Raw genomic sequence first — 17325 nt, forward strand, 5'->3', positions numbered from 1 at the left:
GTCCCCTTATGTGCAAAACGGCCCGCACCTGTGTTGGCGCGGGCCGCGGTATTGTTAGTTTGCGATCAGACGCTCTGGGATTTCAATCCCTTGTTCCTGATAGAACCGCGCCGCGCCGGGGTGCAGTGGCACAGGCAAACCCGCAATCGCAGCTTCCAGTGCCATTGCCTTGGTGGCGGGGTGGATCGCCTGCAGGAACGGCAGGTTTTCATAGATCGTCTTGGTGATCTGATAGACATTTTCCTCTGGCAGATCAGCATGTGTCGCAAGGAAATTGGGCTGTGCGATGGTGTTGATATCCTCAGCCTGACCCGGATAGGTGCCAGCTTCGATCACGTAACGCGTCCAAAGACCACGCCCGCCATCGGCCATTTCCAACTGCTCATCGGTGAAGTTGAGCATTGTCACACCATCACCGGCCGCCGCCATCAATTGACTGACCGCACCGGTTGGAACACCCGCAGGCGTACCGATGCCCTTGACCTGACCGTTTTGCAGGGCTTCGGCCGATGGGCCATAACCTGCAAAGACCAGCTCATAGTCGTTTTCAATGTCGACGCCAAAGCCTGCCATGATCGTCGCGTTCGATCCGATGGTGCCAGAGTTCTGACGCCCCAAGGCCATGCCTTCGCCCTTGAGTGCGACCATGTCTTCAATTGTACCGGTTGTCGCGACATCAGAGGACACAACAAACTGCTCCACGTTTTGCCACAGCATGGTGACGGAACGCAGGTGGTCTTGCGGTTCATCAACGGGGCCCGTGCCGGTCGCTGCGTAGTAGCCAAACAGACCCTGCAAAATACCGAACTGCGCCTCGCCTTCACGGATCAGGCGGACGTTTTCGCCAGACCCGGCAGAGCTGATCGCGGACATGCCGATCTTTTGGCTTGGCTCCAGCTTGACCTTCACAAGCGTCGAAAGTGCAACGCCCACTGGATAATATGTGCCACCGGTCGATGCCGTGGCAAGGATATAGCTGGCCTCTTCGGCGTCTTGCGCCTGCGCCATAGGTGCTGAAACAGCAATACTCGCCGCCAAAACGGCCTTTGATAGATACTTCATATGATTCTCCCTATCTTTGGGCCTCACGCCCCAACGTATCGCGAAGGTACGTATTCGCAGGCCAGAGTCCACAGTACACATTCGTGTTAGCACCCGACTTGGCAACATTTAGGGTGGCGAGCCCGATAAACGTGCACTACTTAAGTTGCTGAACTGACCGATTTCAAAGGGACTGATGAGAATGGCCAAGATTACGTATGTTGAACATGGCGGCAAAGAACACGTCGTGGACGTCGCCAACGGGCTGACCGTGATGGAAGGCGCGCGCGACAACGGCATTCCGGGGATCGAGGCCGATTGCGGCGGTGCCTGCGCCTGTTCGACCTGCCACGTTTATGTCGATGACGCTTGGGTTGAAAAGCTGCCTGCAAAGGACGCAATGGAAGAAGATATGCTCGACTTCGCATATGAGCCAAACCCAACCAAATCGCGCTTGACTTGCCAGCTGAAAGTTACCGACGACTTGGACGGTCTGCGCGTCCAGATGCCGGAAAAACAGATTTGATCCGCACCTTTGCATTGGTGGCCATCATGGCCACCTCTGCCTGCGCCGAGACGATTGTTTCGGCGGAATATGCAGCACCTACAGATCGGTACGCGCATGGCATTTTGGGCGATGCGATTGAGTGGGGGACGCTTGAGATTGGCACGGGCAACACCGGAGGGTCTTTGCTGCAACAACCTGTTGTGCGCAAGACTACCTATGAATTCCGCCTGCCGCTTGATCGCGTATTCGAAGACGTCGCCCCGCGACTTGCTGATGTTGACAACGATGGCACACCCGAAGTCATTGTGGTTGAGACACACTTCCCCCAAGGCGCGCAACTCGCGATCTATGATGAAACCGGTAAGATCGCCGCAACCCCACATATCGGACGCACGAACCGCTGGCTTGCTCCCATTGGTGTGGCGGACCTTGATGGCGACGGACTGATTGAAATCGCCTATATCGACCGGCCGCATTTGGCGAAAACCCTGCGCGTCTGGCGCTTTGTCGATGGCGCGCTGGAGCCTGTCGCGGACCTGCCCGGTCTGACCAATCACCGCATTGGTGAACGCGACATCGGCGGTGGTATCCGCGATTGCGGGGACGGGCCCGAGATGATCACGGCAAGCGCTGATTGGACCCAAGTCATGGCCACAACCTTAACGAACGGTAAATTAGAGAGCCGCGCGATTGGGGCGCATGTTGATCGGGGGTCCTTTACCACGGCACTGGCGTGCCGTGTTTTGCGCTAGGTTATCATCACCACAATCGCGATTAACGCTGTGATTTCCGTGACTTGCTGGGTCGCGCCTAGGATATCACCCGTCTGCCCACCGATCTTGGCGCGGGCAATCAGCCCACAGCCCACAGTCGTTAAAATTGTAACTAAGGTAACCCATGGGTAACCACACAGCAGGGCAAAGCCGAACGCAATGCCCAGTGCCAACGACACGGTTTGCGTGGCGGGGCGACCCACAGACGTGCTCAAACCACCCTCTCGCGCGTTGGGCAGTATCGCCATCAGTGCTACCATACTGGCGCGGCTGACGGCCCCCACGGTGATGAAGGCCACCCAATAGGCACCCACCGAAATGATCACGACCAAAGCCAGCCAGCGCAGCAACAGCGACAGCGCAATCGCGCAGACGCCGTACACGCCAATGTGGCTGTCCTTCATAATGGCAAGTCTGCGCGCTTTGTCCCAGCCGCCCCAAAGACCGTCCGCACTATCGGCCAACCCGTCTTCATGCATAGCACCTGTCAGGATGACTGATCCTGCAAGGATCAACCCCGCAACGATTCCTGCAGGCAAGCCGATCCATTTCATCAACGCGGTAGCGGCAGCAAGGATCACTCCCAAAACAACACCAACCAACGGATAAGCCCAAGCCGAAGCGGCACCGCGTTCCATCGCGCGTGTGCCATCGACGATCACTGGTAACCGCGTCAGCAAACCCAAGGCGGCAGGCAGATCAACCCGGTCGATCAAAGCAGTGTCGTGTTTGTACAAAATGCGTCCTTCCGGGGTCTTTTCATCGGGGCGGTGTGCGTTAAACAAGAGCAAGAATTGACCGGAGCAAGATCGCGATGCAAGCACCATTTACCAGTATCTCAACCTTTCGCGATGCATTGGCGCAAGGACCCGGACCAGATGCGGCGGCACTTCAGAGCGCACAAGACCGCAACGGCCAACTGACCAAGCCGCCCGGCGCGCTGGGCCGATTGGAAGACCTCGCGATTTGGTACGCAAGCTGGCGCGGCGATGCGCAACCGCAGATCAACGCGCCGCAGGTGATTATCTTTGCTGGCAATCACGGTGTTTGTGCGCAAGGCGTCTCGGCTTTCCCGCCGGAGGTGACCGGGCAGATGGTCGCGAACTTTGAACATGGCGGCGCGGCGATCAATCAATTGTCCAAAGCGTTCGGGGCGAAGATGGATGTCTACCCATTGGCGCTGGACACACCGACAGCCGACTTCACAACGGCGCCTGCGATGACCGAAGACGCATTTGTCGATGCGTTACGAACCGGTTGGAACGCCGTAGATCCCGATGCAGACCTGTTGGTCACCGGCGAAATGGGGATCGGCAATACGACCTCCGCCGCAGCCGTTGCTGCCGCCGTTCTTGGCGGTGATGCCGCCGATTGGACGGGCCGAGGCACGGGTGTTGACGATGACGGTCTGGCCCGCAAAACAGACATCGTTGGGCGGGGTCTGGCACGACACGCCACGTCTGACCCGCTTGAGGTATTGCGCTGTCTGGGCGGGCGCGAACTGGCCGCGATGGCGGGTGCTATTGCTGCGGCACGCCACCATAAGATCCCCGTAATCCTTGACGGGTTCATCTGTTGTGCGGCCGCTGCCGCGCTACACAAGGCAGTGGATGGCGCGTTGGATCACACCGTTGCCGGGCACCTTAGTGCCGAAGGCGCGCATCAGCGTCTTCTGGATGCGCTGGGCAAAGAACCATTGTTGCGGCTGGGCCTGCGGTTGGGCGAAGGATCAGGTGCCGCTCTCGCAATTGGCGTGCTAAAGGGTGCTGTGGCCTGCCACTCCGGGATGGCAACCTTTGCCGAAGCCGGGGTCAGCGACGGCTAGTCCGACCTTTGTTCGTTGGCCTGCTGGCGCGCGGTCAGTTCCAATTCAAGCGCGCTGTTCAACGCGCGGGCGCGGGCCACATAGTCGGGCAGCTCTGTGATCGGAACACCGGGACGCCAAAGCTCGGCCAATTCGCGCAGGGCGTTGCGGTCGTGCTGAAAGAACGCCTGTTCAAGTTCGGCGGCTTCGAAATCTGACAATCCCAGATTTTCCAGCGCATAACGCCCGGCGCGCAAAGAGCTGTCAAACATCTCGCGGACAATATCATTCGCGCCGGCATCATAAAGTTCATGCACGTGCACCCTGTCGCGCGCGCGTGCGATGATGTGCAGGTCCGGACGGGCCTTGCGGGCATAGCGCACCAGTTTGTTGCCCGCTTCACGGTCATCGACGGCGACAACCAGCACTTTGGCATCCTCCAAACCGGCTGCGTTCAACAGGTCAGGCCGGGTCGGGTCCCCAAAAAAGCCGCGATATCCGAATTTGCGCATCATCTGCACTGTGCTGAGGTCGTTATCGACCACAACCGTTTGGAACCCTGCACTTTGGACCAGCCGGTTCACGATCTGACCGAACCGCCCGATGCCAGCGATGATGACGGTGCCTTGTTCGTCAACTTCGTCATGCGCCGCTTCTTCGGTGTCATCCATCCGGCGGATGATCATTTCATAAATAATGAACAGTAGCGGTGTGATCAGCATCGACAGTGCGGTCACCAGCAGCAATTGCCCCGCCAGCGCCCCCGTCAACACACCTTGCTGAAGTGAAAATGAAATCAGGACAAAACCAAACTCGCCCGCCTGCGCAAGCCCGAGGGTGAACAGCCAAATATCCTTCTTGTGCAGCTTGAACAGGACGGCGAGCCCGAAAAGGATCAGCCCCTTGATCAGCATCACGGCGACAGCGACGCCTATGATGCTGGTTGGCTCAGCAAACAAAAGTTCAAAATCGATCCCAGCCCCCACCGTGATAAAGAAAAGGCCGAGCAAAAGCCCCTTGAACGGTGCCAGATCGCTTTCAAGTTCGTGCCGGAATTCTGAGTTGGCCAGAACAACACCGGCCAAAAAAGTACCCAAAGCGGGCGACAGGCCAACCAATGTCATCAGCACGGCGGTCGCAACAACCATCAGCAGGGCAAGTGCTGTATACATCTCGCGCAGGCGCGCCTGATGGATGTAGCGAAACACGGGGCGGGTCAGAAAAACACCGGCGAGAATGACAGCAATAACAGCGCCCAGCGTCACAAGCGTCACGCCCCAGCCCGGCAAACCTTCGACAAGGCTTAGCGTCGCTGCGTGACCATCACCGTGTTCGACGGCTGTGCGGGTGAGCGATCCATCGGCCGCGGCTTGCAACACCGCTGGAACGGCGAGCAGGGGGAGTAAGGCCAACATTGGAATGACAGCGATATCCTGCGCGAGCAGAACGGAAAAGGTGGCCCGCCCACCGCTGGTCTGCATCAGCCCTTTTTCTGTCAGCGTCTGCAAAACAATCGCGGTCGAGGACAGGGCAAAGATCATGCCGATCGCGACGGCCGTTGACAGATCGTACCCCAGGACAAGACTACAGCCGCTGATTGCCACCATCGTCAGCGATATTTGTAACCCACCCAAACCCAAAAGCCGCAGGCGCATGTTCCAAAGTGCGCGCGGGTCCAGTTCCAGACCAATCAGAAACAGCATCATCACAACGCCAAATTCAGCGAAATGCTGCAAATCCTTGGTTTCGCTGCCGACCAGACCGGTGAGTGGGCCAATCAGAATACCGGCCAGCAGGTACCCAAGAACTGACCCCAAGCCCATTCGCGCCGCCAGTGGTACCGCAATAACTGCGGCACCCAGATAGATTGTCGCCTGAAATAAGAAGCTGTCCATTTTGCCGATCTGCCCCATGCCGCGAGGTCCTGTTCCGAACAGCGGTCACGTTTGACGTTCATCTTGTGATTGTTACATACCAGTGTAACGGTCAAAATTTCTTTGAGAAGTGACCAGTTTGTGAATTGTCATCCCTGTCTGGTGATATCAAAACTGATGAGACGACGGTGACGCGTTCTGAAGAGTATGAAAGTTCATTGATGACGCGGCCCGAAACAAAGCGTTCTTTACGCACATTGCTGATCGCCCAAGTCCCGGCTGACTTCGCCGATTGGTTGGACTTTGTCGCGATCGGTGCCTTGTTGGCCTACGTATGGCAGGCTGATCCTATCGTTTTTGCGCTGCTCGCCGTCAGTTTTGGTGCGCCCTATCTTTTGGTCGGCGTCTTTGCTGGTGTCGCCGTTGATCGGGCGGATATCAGACAGGTGCTGATCCTGAGCAACTTGGGCCGTGCCGCGATGACGGCGGCGCTGGTTTTTGCGCCCAACTGGCCCGTTTTGTTGTTTTTTGTTCTCTTGCGGGGCGTCGTTGACAGTTTTTTCACGCCTGCCAAACAGGCCGCCATCCAAGCGCTTTGTGACGACGACAACCGCATGCGCGTGAATGGACAGAGCCATGCCATTAATCAGACGGCCAAGATTGTCGCCCCTGCGCTGGGGGGTGCGTTACTGATCTGGATGGCCCCTCAGTCAATTTTTCTGGTCAATGTGGGGGTCTCACTTTTGGCGGTCGCCCTTTTCTTGCGAATGCCTGCCATCCCACGGCCTGATGCGGCGATAGGTGTCAAAGTGTCGATGTGGGACGAGGTTAAATTGGGCTTGATGATTGTCAACGGATCGGTGGTTTTGCGGCCGGCGCTGATGTTGATGGGCGCGGGGTATTTTGCGATGTTTTTCTACGACACGCTGATCGCTCCGCTGACCCGGAACCTTGGATTTTCGCAGACAGTGCTGGGGCTTACACTTGCCGCCGTGGGGGCAGGCGGTGTGTTGGGCGCGCTGGTTCTGGGGACGGCAAGAACACACAATAAGCCCTTCGTGCTTGTCACTTTGGGCGCTGGGGTCGGGGCATTGATGGTTATTGCACTTGGACTTTTTGATTTGCTTCATCAGTTTGGGGTACCGATCAGTATTTGGGTCTTTACGGGTATTTTTGCGGTGTTGGGGTTCTGTTCGGCGCTGACAATCGTGCCGTACCGCACCGTGATCCAGAACCATGTCGCGCCCGGCCAGATCGGGCGGATCACGGCCTTGAGTGAAGCGTTGAACACCTTTGCGCTTTTGACCGCCCCATTTATCGGGGCCGCGATCGCATCCATGTTTTCATACGGTGCCGCTTTCGTTGCGGGTGGGGTTGTCATGTTTTTCGTGGCCCGACGCAGTTTTCAGCTGCGCCGGGTCTATTGATCAAAGCGGAAGCGGGGCGTCCGGTTTGACGCGTTCCATGACAATCTGGCTTTGTACCCGGCTGACAGCAGGGTGGGGCAGCAAGACCTGTTGGACCAGCAAGTTGAGCGCGGCAAGGTCTGTGCAATAGACCCGCAGGAGGTAGTCGGCCTCACCGGTTAATGTCCATGCACCGACAATTTCGGGCCTGCTTTTGGTCAGCTGCACAAAGTCGCGTGCGTTCTGTTCGGTGTGCGTGGCCATCACAATCTGAACAAACCCCTGCACGCTGAGCCCCACCTTTTCAGGCGCCAGATGGGCCCGATAGCCGGCGATATAGCCCTCTGCCTCAAGGCGTTGTTTGCGACGCCCCGCTTGCGAGGGGGACATGTGCAACGCCTCTCCCAACTCTTGTGCGGTTAGCGTGGAATCGCGTTGCAAAGCTGCAAGAATTTTGCGGTCAGCGGGATCCAATATCATGCGGGAAATCCTCAAAAATTCGAAATAACGTGCGCGTAACGCGCATACATTCTAGTGAAACGATATCATGTCGCGCAAATTTTGCGAGTATATTGGGTTATCGTCTCCAAGATATGTAGGAGATCACCCATGGGCCCTTTCCCACACGACGCACCAAAATCCGAAATTACTGCACAAAACCCGACCGGGACTGACGGGTTCGAGTTTGTCGAATTCGCCCATCCAGAACCCGAAACACTGCGAGAGTTGTTCTCGAAGATGGGCTATACCCACACCGCGACGCATAAGACCAAGGATATCCAGCTTTGGCAGCAAGGCGATATCACTTACATTATCAATAACGCGCCGGGCAGCCACGCGCGCGAATTCGTCGCAGCGCATGGTCCCTGTGCGCCATCAATGGGGTGGCGGGTCGTTGATGCGCAGCATGCCTTTGACCATGCCGTCAGCAAAGGGGCGATCCCGTATGACGGTGCAGGCAAGACGATGAACGCGCCGTCCATTGTGGGAATTGGCGGTAGCCTGATTTACTTCATTGATCAGTATTATGAAGCGAACCCCTATAACGAAGAGTTCGATTGGATCTCTGACGCGCATCCCACTGGTGTTGGTTTCCACTACCTCGATCACCTGACGCACAACGTGCACAAGGGGAATATGGACGTCTGGTTCAAGTTCTATGGCGACCTGTTCGGTTTTAAGGAAATCCGCTTTTTTGACATCGAAGGGAAGTTCACGGGACTTCTATCGCGGGCTTTGACATCGCCTTGTGGTCGGATCCGCATTCCGATCAACGAAGATCGCGGTGAAACCGGCCAAATCGTCGAATACCTCAAGCGTTATAATGGCGAGGGGATCCAGCATATCGCTGTCGGCGCGCATGACCTTTACGATGCGACGGATGAGATCGCACGACGCGGCATCACGTTCATGCCCAAGCCACCCGAGGCCTACTATGACCTCAGCACATCGCGCGTGGTTGGCCATGAAGAACCCAAAGACCGGATGATGAAACATGGCATCCTGATTGACGGCGAAGGTGTCGTTGACGGTGGTGAAACGCGGATTTTGCTGCAGATTTTCAGCAAGACGGTGATTGGGCCGATTTTCTTTGAGTTTATTCAACGCAAGGGTGACGATGGTTTTGGCGAAGGCAATTTCAAAGCATTGTTTGAAAGCATCGAAGCCGATCAGATTGATCGCGGCGTGCTGAAGGCCGGCTAGCCCTTAGCCCGACGGTAGCTCAATGGCGAAGGTGCGCCCGCGCTTGACATAGTTCAGAGCATCATCGCCAATCGCTGTGACCTGTCCGCCATCAAGCGCGCTGCCGACCTCAACCCGCACATAGCGCCCATTGCTCAGACGCACGAGGGCGCGGCGGGCGTTGGGGCGACCATAGACACCGATCAGGTTGATGTCCCTCAGGCTGATGGCGTCCTCCTGAGTTGCTGCCCGCGCGACACCACCCGGGACCGGGGCAAAGTTCTGCGGTGCAACTGGTGCTGCTGCGACAACCGGGGCAGGGGTTGCGGCAGGGGCGGGTGCTGCCTGCGGGGCCTGTTGGCGGGCCTGCGCCGCAGCGACGACGTTGCTGAAGTTCGAAGGTCGCCGGTCCGGGCGCGGCGACAGGACAACGGCCAGCGCTGTGCTGTTGTCAAAGCGGAGTGTGGCATCGTCAACCTCAATCCCGGCAAGGATATCTGTGATATCAGGTGTGCCGGGGTCGACGGCGGGTGCCAACCCTTGCGGACGGAGCTGCGGGCGTAAATCAATGATCGCATTGGACTCCACGACTTCAGGATCCAAAGCGACCGCACCGCTGTCCTGCAATTCCAGATTGGCGATGCCAACGCTGCCGGGGGGGATGGTGTCATCGTCCGATGCAACCTCGTTCAGCACATCTGCTACAGCATCGTCGGCAATGTCTGCGATATCAGGCAGTTGGGCGTTCGCTGGACGCAATGGCGGCAAAGGATCAGGGCGACCGGCAATGATGATCACACCCTCTGGTGCGGGGGCCAGCAGCGCCATACGGTCAAGATCGCTTTGGGTCAGCGTGGGGCGTGGTGTGATCGTCAAATCAGGCAAGCCTGCAATCACAAGGGCACCCTCAGGCGTCAGTGTCCCTTCCGGTGTGGCCAGGATAAATCCGTTTGTGTCGCGCGGGAAAGCGACTTCGGGTGCCGGCGGGTTGGCCGGTGAAATAAAGCTGAGGTCTGTTTCCAGCCCGTCCAACAGGGGCATGTCAGGTTGCGCAATACGGTCTGGGGGCGTGTCACCTTGGGGCCGTAGAAAATCCAGCAGCAAGATGCCATTGGGGACATCAAAGAAGCGCGGTGCGCGTTGATAAACACCGGTGGCCTGATAGATGCGTTCGGCTTCATCCGGGCTCAGAACCTGACCGCGCAGCACAGGCGCACCGACTTCGGCCTGCGCTGTTTCTTGTATCGGCGGGGCAGGTGGTGCCTGAATTTCCGAAATTGCAGTATCCGCAGGCGCGGCAGCGATGATGTCAGGCGCTGTGACACCCCCAATCGTGCTTTCCGCCGTCAAAGATGGCAGCGGACGCTCATTCGCATCTGCCTGACCAAAGTCTGTGATCGTGATATCGGGGATGGTTGGCCCGGGGCCTAGTGCGGCTTGGGGTGTTGGTTCAACAACAACGGGTTCTTGCGCCTCGGCGGTCGTTGCGACGGGGTGCGCTTCGGGTACAACAGCGGCATCTGTGGTGTCTTGCTGGGACCAGATCAGCCCTCCGATCAATACGGCTGCTGCCGCGATACCGGCTGCGATCAATGCGGGCTTGGTGGTGCGTTGGCGGGCATCCTGTTGCGATGCGCGTTTTTTGGTCGGGGCCATCGCACCGAGCTTTGGCGCTTTCTTTGATCCAACCCCGGAAAATGCCACCAACTTTGGCTTTTTCTTCTTGCGCGGGCTTGGGTGGTATTCGGGGATTATGCTGTCAAGCAGCGGCAAGGCGGCAAATATCGGGTTTTCCGGGATCAGCGGCCTTTGCGGTGACTGAGCGACGGCAGGTTCGACAACAGGGGGATGATATTCCGACGGAATGGCATCTACCCAGATCTCTTGCGCCTCAGGGGCAGGCGTTTCTGCGACGGCTGCTGGTTCTTCTGCGGATACCGGCGCTGTGTCTTCAGTTTCTTCGATTTCAGGCGCAGCTTCTGCTGCCTCGTGCTCAAACGAAAATTCGGGGAGCGGTTCGTCATCGGGCTCAAAGGTAGCTTCGGCGACCTCATCACTAACCTCGGCCACTGGTTCTTTGGTTGCGTCCTGCGCGACCTCGGTGCTGTCTTCGGCAAATGCCGCTTCTGGCAGGTCATCTTGGGCGAGGTCTTCTGCGCCCTCTTCGACCTGTTCAACTTCATCCTCGACGTCTGGTTCTTCGGTGCTGTCAGACGCGCCTTTCCCAATCTCCTCTCGGACGAGTGACGCCATCGTATCTTTCGGGGCAAGCAGTTCGGCAAGATCGTCTTTATAGACGTCTTCCTCTATCTCTTGGGGAAGATCAAACACCAGAAGCCGCGATTTGATGCGTGTACCGACAACCATGACAGGCAGCGGATCGCGTTCAATAACGGCATCCTTGCCGACCAGACTACGGGCCATGTCTGTCGGCCCAAAGAACACTTCTTTTTGGAAGGTAAAGGGTTCTGGAACCGCAACAAAGGCAACGGGGCGGAACCTGTGTGCGGCGGCAAAGGCCTCTGCCTCTTGCAGCGTTTCGCGTGCGACGGCAGCGATATGTGTGCGCCCGCCAAAGCGCTCATAGTCAACGACCAATTCATCCAGCGCATAAGGCGTCGCGCCTTCAAGCACTGCATTGATATCGTCTTGCGTGGTTTGCGTGCTGTCGATGGCAGTGTATTTGATCTGATCTAGCGGGATGATCAGTTTTGTGCGCAGTCCATCAGGCGCAATTGCTTCTGCTTTTTCACGCAATTCACGCAGATCGGCGTCCAGCGTTTCGCTTTCGACATCGACACGACCAACCCGGCGCCACCCGCGTGGCACCCGGTGCAGCATTTCAATTCCATCGAACGAAAGCGATAGCGCAAAATTCGTGATCATCGGCACGCTCTAGCATGTTGGTTACATGGGCAAAACGCGTTTTGCCCCCACGCGCAAACCCTATAGCAGAAACCCGCCCACGCCAAGGGCGTGCGCGGGTATCCTTTGGTTAGGCAGTCGCCTTGGCCAGTGCCTGATCCAGATCGGCGATAATGTCATCGACATCCTCGGTCCCGATGGACAAACGCACGATGCCCGGACCTGCGCCTGCGGCCTCTTGCTGTTCCGCCGTTAGCTGGCGGTGCGTGGTGGACGCGGAGTGGATGATCAAGCTGCGCGCATCCCCCAAGTTGGCGACATGGCTGAAGATTTCCAGGTTATCGACCAGCTTAAGGCACGCATCATACCCGCCTTTGACGGCAACCGTGAACAAGGCACCAGCACCCTTGGGGCAAATCTTGGGCACAAGATGCGCATAGGGCGAGCTTTCAAGGCCGGCGTAGGTCACGTAATCCGTGCGGGGATCATCCTCGAGCCATTTGGCGACTTTCATCGCGTTCTCCACGTGCCGTTCCATCCGCAGTGACAGTGTCTCAATCCCCATCAGCGTATAGTGGGCCGCTTGTGGGTTCATCGTCATGCCCAGATCGCGCAGACCAATGGCAATGCCGTGGAAGGTGAATGCGAGAGGGCCGAAGGTCTCGGCGAACTTCATGCCGTGATAGGCGGGCTCTGGTTCGCTTAAGCTTGGGAACTTGTCATTGGCAGCCCAGTCGAATTTGCCGCTGTCCACAACGCAACCGCCAGTGACGGTGCCGTTCCCGGTCAGGTATTTAGTGGTTGAATGCACAACCAGCGTCGCCCCATGTTCAATCGGACGGCAAAGGTATGGCGTGGCAGATGTATTGTCCACGATCAGCGGAACACCCGCCTCATCCGAGATGGCCGAGATCGCATCAAGGTCGGTGATATGTCCGCCGGGGTTGGCGATGGCCTCACAGAACACCGCGCGGGTGTCATCGTCGATCGCGGCTTTCACTGCAGCGTGGTCGTCGAAATCCACAAACGTCGCGGACCAGCCGAAGCGTTTAATGGTCTGGCTGAACTGCGTGACCGTGCCGCCGTAGAGACGGCTGGAGGCGACGATGTTGCGCCCCGGCTGCATCAGCGGGAAGAGCGCCATGATCTGGGCCGCGTGGCCGGAAGAACAGCACACACCGCCAACACCGCCCTCAAGAGTTGCGATGCGTTCTTGCAACGCGGCCACCGTTGGGTTGGTCAGGCGTGAATAGATATAACCGACTTCTTGCAGGTTAAACAAAGCGGCGGCGTGGTCTGCATCGCGGAACACGTAAGCGGTTGTCTGATAAATCGGTACCTGGCGTGCACCTGTTGCCGGATCAGGGCGCGCGCCTGCGTGAATTTGCAGCGTATCAAAGCCATAGCTTGGGCCATCGGTCATGTCGGGTCTCCCTTTGAAATTATTTGACGCAACGTGTAGGCGGAAAGGCAGGCGTACTCAACGGGGCCTAGCAAAATTGACGACTTCGGATGGTCTTTAATGATGTTACGCATGACGCTTGCGGCTGGTGTATCAGCCCAGAGCGCCATGCGTTTGCAAACCGGACGCTAGGGTTTGACGATCTCAAGGTAGTGGGACGTAAACCCCTTTGCCATCCCCAAGGACTTACCGTCTGACGGGGCGCTTTTGATCGTCATGTCGGTATATTGCAGATTGGTGATCATAATACGATCGCCGTAGTAGATATCGGTGCTCGCGTCTTTGTCTCTCTTGCCAATGATGCGCCATGTGCGGTCTTTGCCTTTTCCCGTGGACATCCTGAGCCATTCATCGCGGCCCGGCGCACTCACTGTCTTCTTGCCTTTCATGCTGGGAAGGGCGAGCCGGAAAGTATTGCCAACCCGTATCGGAAGGCCGTCGGTGTGAAACCGGACTTTAGTCGCCTTGCTTTTGTTCGCACTCATGATCACCTGACCATGTTTGACGGTGCTGATGAAATGGTTGTTTTCGCCGGTTGTCTTGAGAAAGAAGCTATCGCCATTGCCAACAACCTCGCGCTTGTCCGCTTCGGACCGCAGCTTGTCCAAATCGGTCTGCATATCGGCGGGCAACTCGTGACCATCAAGCACGGTTCGCGTTGGTTCACGATTAAGAGCGTTTGGTACCGTCTTGATATAGTTATCCAAAAGCTTAACCGCATCCCCCGACTTGCCAGCCAGCGTTGCGCAGCGCTTGCGGAAATCGGCATTCTGACGCAAATCCTTGCTCAGAATTTCCGCCTCTTGGTTGATTGAGCTGCAAGCGATCTTTGCCTCTGTCAATTCTGTCATATTCTGCGTTGGCCCCTGCAAGAAATCAGCGTAGTCAAGGCTGACACCGGGAAGTTGCCAAAGATTATCAAATGCCATGCCGGTAATCGCTGCGTTCTCGGGCGTGAGGTCAACCCACCAATGGTTTGCGACCCAATCGACCAACTTGTCGGCTGTGAACTCTGTGGGCGGTAAGGGTGAGTGCCCGTCGCCATGCAGCTTGAACGTAAATCCCGAGCTTTCCATTTTGCTTGCGAACTTGCTTGTGGCGGTCACACTTCCGCCCGCCGTGGCACTTTCAGCTTTGAGAGAAGCGCTCATTTTTGTCTTCTCTTCTACCGAACTGCATTCTTTCATAAGCAGGACAGTGACCCAGCCACCGCGAGAGTATGAAACGCAGAAATAGCCTCCATAGGTTCCATAGAATTCGCGAAAATTGTCGTTGTCGCTGATCAGCTGCTGGGCATGCTCGGTGAACACCAGCTTTCCGCTATCCAGCCAACGCTGCCCCAGATCACGGTGTGCGGTGATCGATACCGCCAACGTTTCCGCAGTCATGTTGATATCTTGGAGAAAGCTTGCGCTGCCCGAAAACTTGAACCCCCAGGCCTTTGCATGCGCATCAGCCTTCAAATCGAGACTTTTGATCAGTTCAGATTTTGTTTCGGAGACACTGATGTCGAAGCCGAAACTTCCCTCATTCAGTGCCGGTGTGCGATCTTGGTCTGCGGCCGTGATTGACTCGGGCGTAAAGGGGGACACTGCGCAGAACTGGCTGTCGAGATGTTGAAAGCCTTTGCCGTAGTATTTCTCAGCGCCGCCGGCAACGTTGACTTCATTGTTCAGTGTTTCGATTTCCATAATAAACCTCTGATATGTACTTGTTAAAAAAAGGATCACCCACGTATGGCGTGTGGGCACCCCAGATTTAGCAGATTTTACGCGATTTACCTAGTCGCACTCCCACGCTAGCATTTCGGCGAACAGCGACAGCCCACAAAGGACAAAGCATGCCGCATCCGTTTCACCTGGCGTTTCATGTGTTGGACTTGGACGATGCGCGGGACTTCTATTCCGGCGCATTGGGCGCAACGGAAGGACGATCAACGGACACTTGGGTCGATTTTGATTTCTTTGGGCATCAACTCAGTCTGCATCTGGGCACCCCGTTCACGACAACAGCCACAGGCAAGGTTGGTGATCACATGGTGCCCATGCCGCATTTCGGCATTGTGTTGCCTTTGGACGACTGGACTGCGCTGGCCGGTCGTTTGGAAGAGCGGCAGACAGATTTCATCATCGCGCCGTCGGTCCGTTTCAAAGGGGAACCGGGTGAACAATGGACAATGTTTTTCCGCGACCCATCGGGTAATCCGATTGAGGTAAAGGGGTACGCTGATATGGCGGGGGTATTTGCGGCCGGGTAGCTGCGGTACGCATGAAAGCCAGGAAAGTGGGGATGTCTAGCGTGAGCCCGAAGTTTCGGATGCTGCGCTGCGCGTCAATGATCCGTCTTGGAAAGTAGACCAAAACCGCCGTAGAAAATATTCCCAAAGCTGCTGTTGGTCTGGTCCGCTGGCTTTGCGATGTATCTTGTCAAAGACCGGCCTAATTGATGGGGTCGCAATTTTTACTTATTGGATAGTAGCAACGCAGGAAGTTGCGTCGTTTGTATTTCTTGCGCCAATCTCTCCCTTTTTCCCGTCTTTGCTAAAGAGCGACTTTGTTGCGCTATGGTGGAAACTGCTATCTAAACTAAAGGCAAGGGGAGATTGATGGCAGATACACTTCTTGGCGGCATAGTAATCAATGAAATACTTGCGGACCCCAATACATCTGCAACGTCGGGCTTTGATACAAATGGCGACGGCTCTTTTGATGATGAAGACGAATTTGTCGAACTCCTGAATACCTCCTCGGTGGCCATTGATATCGGCGGGCTGGAGCTTTGGGACGCGGGTAACGGAAATTGGTTTACCTTTCCAACGGGAACAATCCTGCAACCCGGCGGGCATGCGATGGTAATGACCGGATCAGAGGCCGTGCCGTTGACGGGCAATGCAGGTGATCTGTTCTTTTATGCTGATCGGGGTAGTCCCGTGATCAATAATGGCGGCGACAATGTTGTCGTGTTTGATCCGGCCAATGATCAATACATCTCGGCGAGGTATAACGGTGACGCGCTGGATGACCCAACAACCTATGCTGGCTTCTCGGCGACGGCGACACGGTCGGGAAGCGGGGAAAACTTCGGCTCAGACGTTGATGGCAGTTCAATACAGCGGGCGCCAGATGGAGCAGATGTATTTGTAAACAATGAAACTCCCACTCCGGGTACCACGAATATTTGCTTTACCAATGGTACCCTGTTTGAGACGGCAGGGGCCCCTGTGCTGATTGATCATCTAAAACCAGGTGATCTATTAAAGACGTATGACGGGCGACTGGTCGAGATCAAATGGATTTGGGCGCAACCGTGGTCGGCGGATGAGCTGCGCCAAAATCCAAAACTCTGGCCTGTCGTCGTCAAACAAGACGCGCTTGGGCGGGGACTGCCCAAGCGCGATCTACGCGTTTCACAACAGCACCGTCTGTTGGTAAGTTCGCGAATTGCAAAGCGCATGTTTGGGCAGTCCGATGTTCTGGTTCCGGCAAAAGACCTTTTGGAAATTGATGGGGTCACACTCGTCCCCGATTGTGTTGGGGTGACCTACTTTCACATTCTGTTTAATACGCATGAAGTGATATTGGCAGAAGGTGTTCCCGCCGAAAGCCTATTTCTGGGGCCGGAGACTTTGAAAATTCTAAGCCCTGAGGCAATTGCAGAGATTTGCGCAATCTATCGGACCAAGTCGGAAACGCTGGGAAACAGTGATTTTAGTTCAGCATGTCTACTCGTCTCGGGCAAGCGAGCGCGCAAATTGGCCTTTCGGCACATAAAGAACGTGCAACCTTTATGTGCTGAGGCACAAACGCGACAGGCAGACGCAAATTGATCAACAGCTATTGGTCAACTGCGCCTCGATTGGTGAATGGCTGTTCCTGCCGGCCCAAAACCAGAACAATTAATCGCTGTGAT

At 56.5% G+C, this 17325-nt stretch carries 14 protein-coding genes; 7 read left to right on the top strand and 7 right to left on the bottom strand.

The features are described from left to right. Positions 1 to 54 precede the first annotated feature (54 nt). Positions 55 to 1062, bottom strand: a complete 1008-nt coding sequence (locus ACZ1G5_RS14945) for a TAXI family TRAP transporter solute-binding subunit (RefSeq protein ID WP_472733595.1) — start codon at positions 1060 to 1062, stop codon at positions 55 to 57. 181 nt (positions 1063 to 1243) lie between these two features. Here ACZ1G5_RS14945 and ACZ1G5_RS14950 point away from each other — a divergent pair, with 181 nt between their 5' ends. Both ACZ1G5_RS14950 and ACZ1G5_RS14955 read left to right on the top strand, forming a co-directional pair. Beyond that, entirely contained in the window at positions 1244 to 1567 is a 324-nt protein-coding gene (locus ACZ1G5_RS14950; RefSeq protein WP_472733596.1) for a 2Fe-2S iron-sulfur cluster-binding protein, read from the top strand. Beyond that, positions 1564 to 2301 (top strand): FG-GAP repeat domain-containing protein, encoded by a 738-nt coding sequence (locus ACZ1G5_RS14955; RefSeq protein ID WP_472733597.1) that lies wholly within the window; start codon positions 1564 to 1566, stop codon positions 2299 to 2301. Before ACZ1G5_RS14950 ends, ACZ1G5_RS14955 begins: the two co-directional genes overlap by 4 nt. Here ACZ1G5_RS14955 and cobS read toward each other — a convergent pair. Then, entirely contained in the window at positions 2298 to 3107 is an 810-nt protein-coding gene (gene cobS, locus ACZ1G5_RS14960) for an adenosylcobinamide-GDP ribazoletransferase (protein ID WP_472733598.1), read from the bottom strand. The genes ACZ1G5_RS14955 and cobS overlap by 4 nt on opposite strands. 29 nt (positions 3108 to 3136) lie before the next feature. On the opposite strand from cobS, the gene cobT reads away from it, so the two are divergent. After that, positions 3137 to 4147 (top strand): nicotinate-nucleotide--dimethylbenzimidazole phosphoribosyltransferase, encoded by a 1011-nt coding sequence (cobT, locus tag ACZ1G5_RS14965; protein WP_472733599.1) that lies wholly within the window; start codon positions 3137 to 3139, stop codon positions 4145 to 4147. Here cobT and ACZ1G5_RS14970 read toward each other — a convergent pair. Then, complete coding sequence (locus ACZ1G5_RS14970) at positions 4144 to 6021, bottom strand: cation:proton antiporter domain-containing protein (protein ID WP_472734353.1); 1878 nt, start codon at positions 6019 to 6021, stop codon at positions 4144 to 4146. The two genes, cobT and ACZ1G5_RS14970, sit on opposite strands and share 4 nt — an antisense overlap. 167 nt (positions 6022 to 6188) lie before the next feature. Between ACZ1G5_RS14970 and ACZ1G5_RS14975 the strand changes: the two genes are divergently transcribed. Further along, a complete protein-coding gene (locus ACZ1G5_RS14975; protein WP_472733600.1) occupies positions 6189 to 7427 on the top strand; it encodes an MFS transporter in 1239 nt (412 codons plus the stop codon). Here ACZ1G5_RS14975 and ACZ1G5_RS14980 read toward each other — a convergent pair whose 3' ends face one another. After that, positions 7428 to 7883, bottom strand: a complete 456-nt coding sequence (locus tag ACZ1G5_RS14980) for an Lrp/AsnC family transcriptional regulator (RefSeq protein WP_472734354.1) — start codon at positions 7881 to 7883, stop codon at positions 7428 to 7430. It lies immediately after the preceding gene. Between the two features lie 132 nt (positions 7884 to 8015). Here ACZ1G5_RS14980 and hppD point away from each other — a divergent pair, with 132 nt between their 5' ends. Beyond that, on the top strand, positions 8016 to 9110 hold the full coding sequence (gene hppD, locus ACZ1G5_RS14985; RefSeq protein WP_472733601.1) for a 4-hydroxyphenylpyruvate dioxygenase: 1095 nt from the start codon (positions 8016 to 8018) through the stop codon (positions 9108 to 9110). A gap of 3 nt (positions 9111 to 9113) precedes the next feature. Here the strand turns inward: hppD and ACZ1G5_RS14990 are convergent, their stop codons facing one another. From ACZ1G5_RS14990 to ACZ1G5_RS15000, 3 genes are all read right to left on the bottom strand, one after another. Next, entirely contained in the window at positions 9114 to 11975 is a 2862-nt protein-coding gene (locus tag ACZ1G5_RS14990) for a hypothetical protein (RefSeq protein ID WP_472733602.1), read from the bottom strand. Between the two features lie 109 nt (positions 11976 to 12084). Next, positions 12085 to 13377 (bottom strand): O-acetylhomoserine aminocarboxypropyltransferase/cysteine synthase family protein, encoded by a 1293-nt coding sequence (locus tag ACZ1G5_RS14995; RefSeq protein ID WP_472733603.1) that lies wholly within the window; start codon positions 13375 to 13377, stop codon positions 12085 to 12087. A gap of 167 nt (positions 13378 to 13544) precedes the next feature. Beyond that, positions 13545 to 15107 (bottom strand): hypothetical protein, encoded by a 1563-nt coding sequence (locus ACZ1G5_RS15000; protein ID WP_472733604.1) that lies wholly within the window; start codon positions 15105 to 15107, stop codon positions 13545 to 13547. A gap of 149 nt (positions 15108 to 15256) precedes the next feature. Here ACZ1G5_RS15000 and ACZ1G5_RS15005 point away from each other — a divergent pair, with 149 nt between their 5' ends. Next, on the top strand, positions 15257 to 15673 hold the full coding sequence (locus ACZ1G5_RS15005; RefSeq protein WP_472733605.1) for a VOC family protein: 417 nt from the start codon (positions 15257 to 15259) through the stop codon (positions 15671 to 15673). Between the two features lie 348 nt (positions 15674 to 16021). Continuing rightward, positions 16022 to 17242 carry a Hint domain-containing protein gene (locus tag ACZ1G5_RS15010; protein WP_472733606.1) on the top strand — a complete coding sequence of 407 codons (1221 nt, stop codon included), beginning with the start codon at positions 16022 to 16024 and terminating at the stop codon, positions 17240 to 17242. Positions 17243 to 17325 lie beyond the last annotated feature (83 nt).

It is taken from the genome of Yoonia sp. JB2-21 (genome assembly GCF_055693545.1).

Coding starts and splice junctions, on each gene's coding strand:
- ACZ1G5_RS15000 (WP_472733604.1), bottom strand. CDS start 15,107: ATGGAAATCGAAACACTGAACAATGAAGTCAACGTTGCCGGCGGCGCT.
- ACZ1G5_RS14970 (WP_472734353.1), bottom strand. CDS start 6,021: ATGGACAGCTTCTTATTTCAGGCGACAATCTATCTGGGTGCCGCAGTT.
- cobT (WP_472733599.1), top strand. CDS start 3,137: ATGCAAGCACCATTTACCAGTATCTCAACCTTTCGCGATGCATTGGCG.
- ACZ1G5_RS14990 (WP_472733602.1), bottom strand. CDS start 11,975: ATGATCACGAATTTTGCGCTATCGCTTTCGTTCGATGGAATTGAAATG.
- ACZ1G5_RS14945 (WP_472733595.1), bottom strand. CDS start 1,062: ATGAAGTATCTATCAAAGGCCGTTTTGGCGGCGAGTATTGCTGTTTCA.
- ACZ1G5_RS14995 (WP_472733603.1), bottom strand. CDS start 13,377: ATGACCGATGGCCCAAGCTATGGCTTTGATACGCTGCAAATTCACGCA.
- hppD (WP_472733601.1), top strand. CDS start 8,016: ATGGGCCCTTTCCCACACGACGCACCAAAATCCGAAATTACTGCACAA.
- ACZ1G5_RS15010 (WP_472733606.1), top strand. CDS start 16,022: ATGGCAGATACACTTCTTGGCGGCATAGTAATCAATGAAATACTTGCG.
- ACZ1G5_RS15005 (WP_472733605.1), top strand. CDS start 15,257: ATGCCGCATCCGTTTCACCTGGCGTTTCATGTGTTGGACTTGGACGAT.
- ACZ1G5_RS14950 (WP_472733596.1), top strand. CDS start 1,244: ATGGCCAAGATTACGTATGTTGAACATGGCGGCAAAGAACACGTCGTG.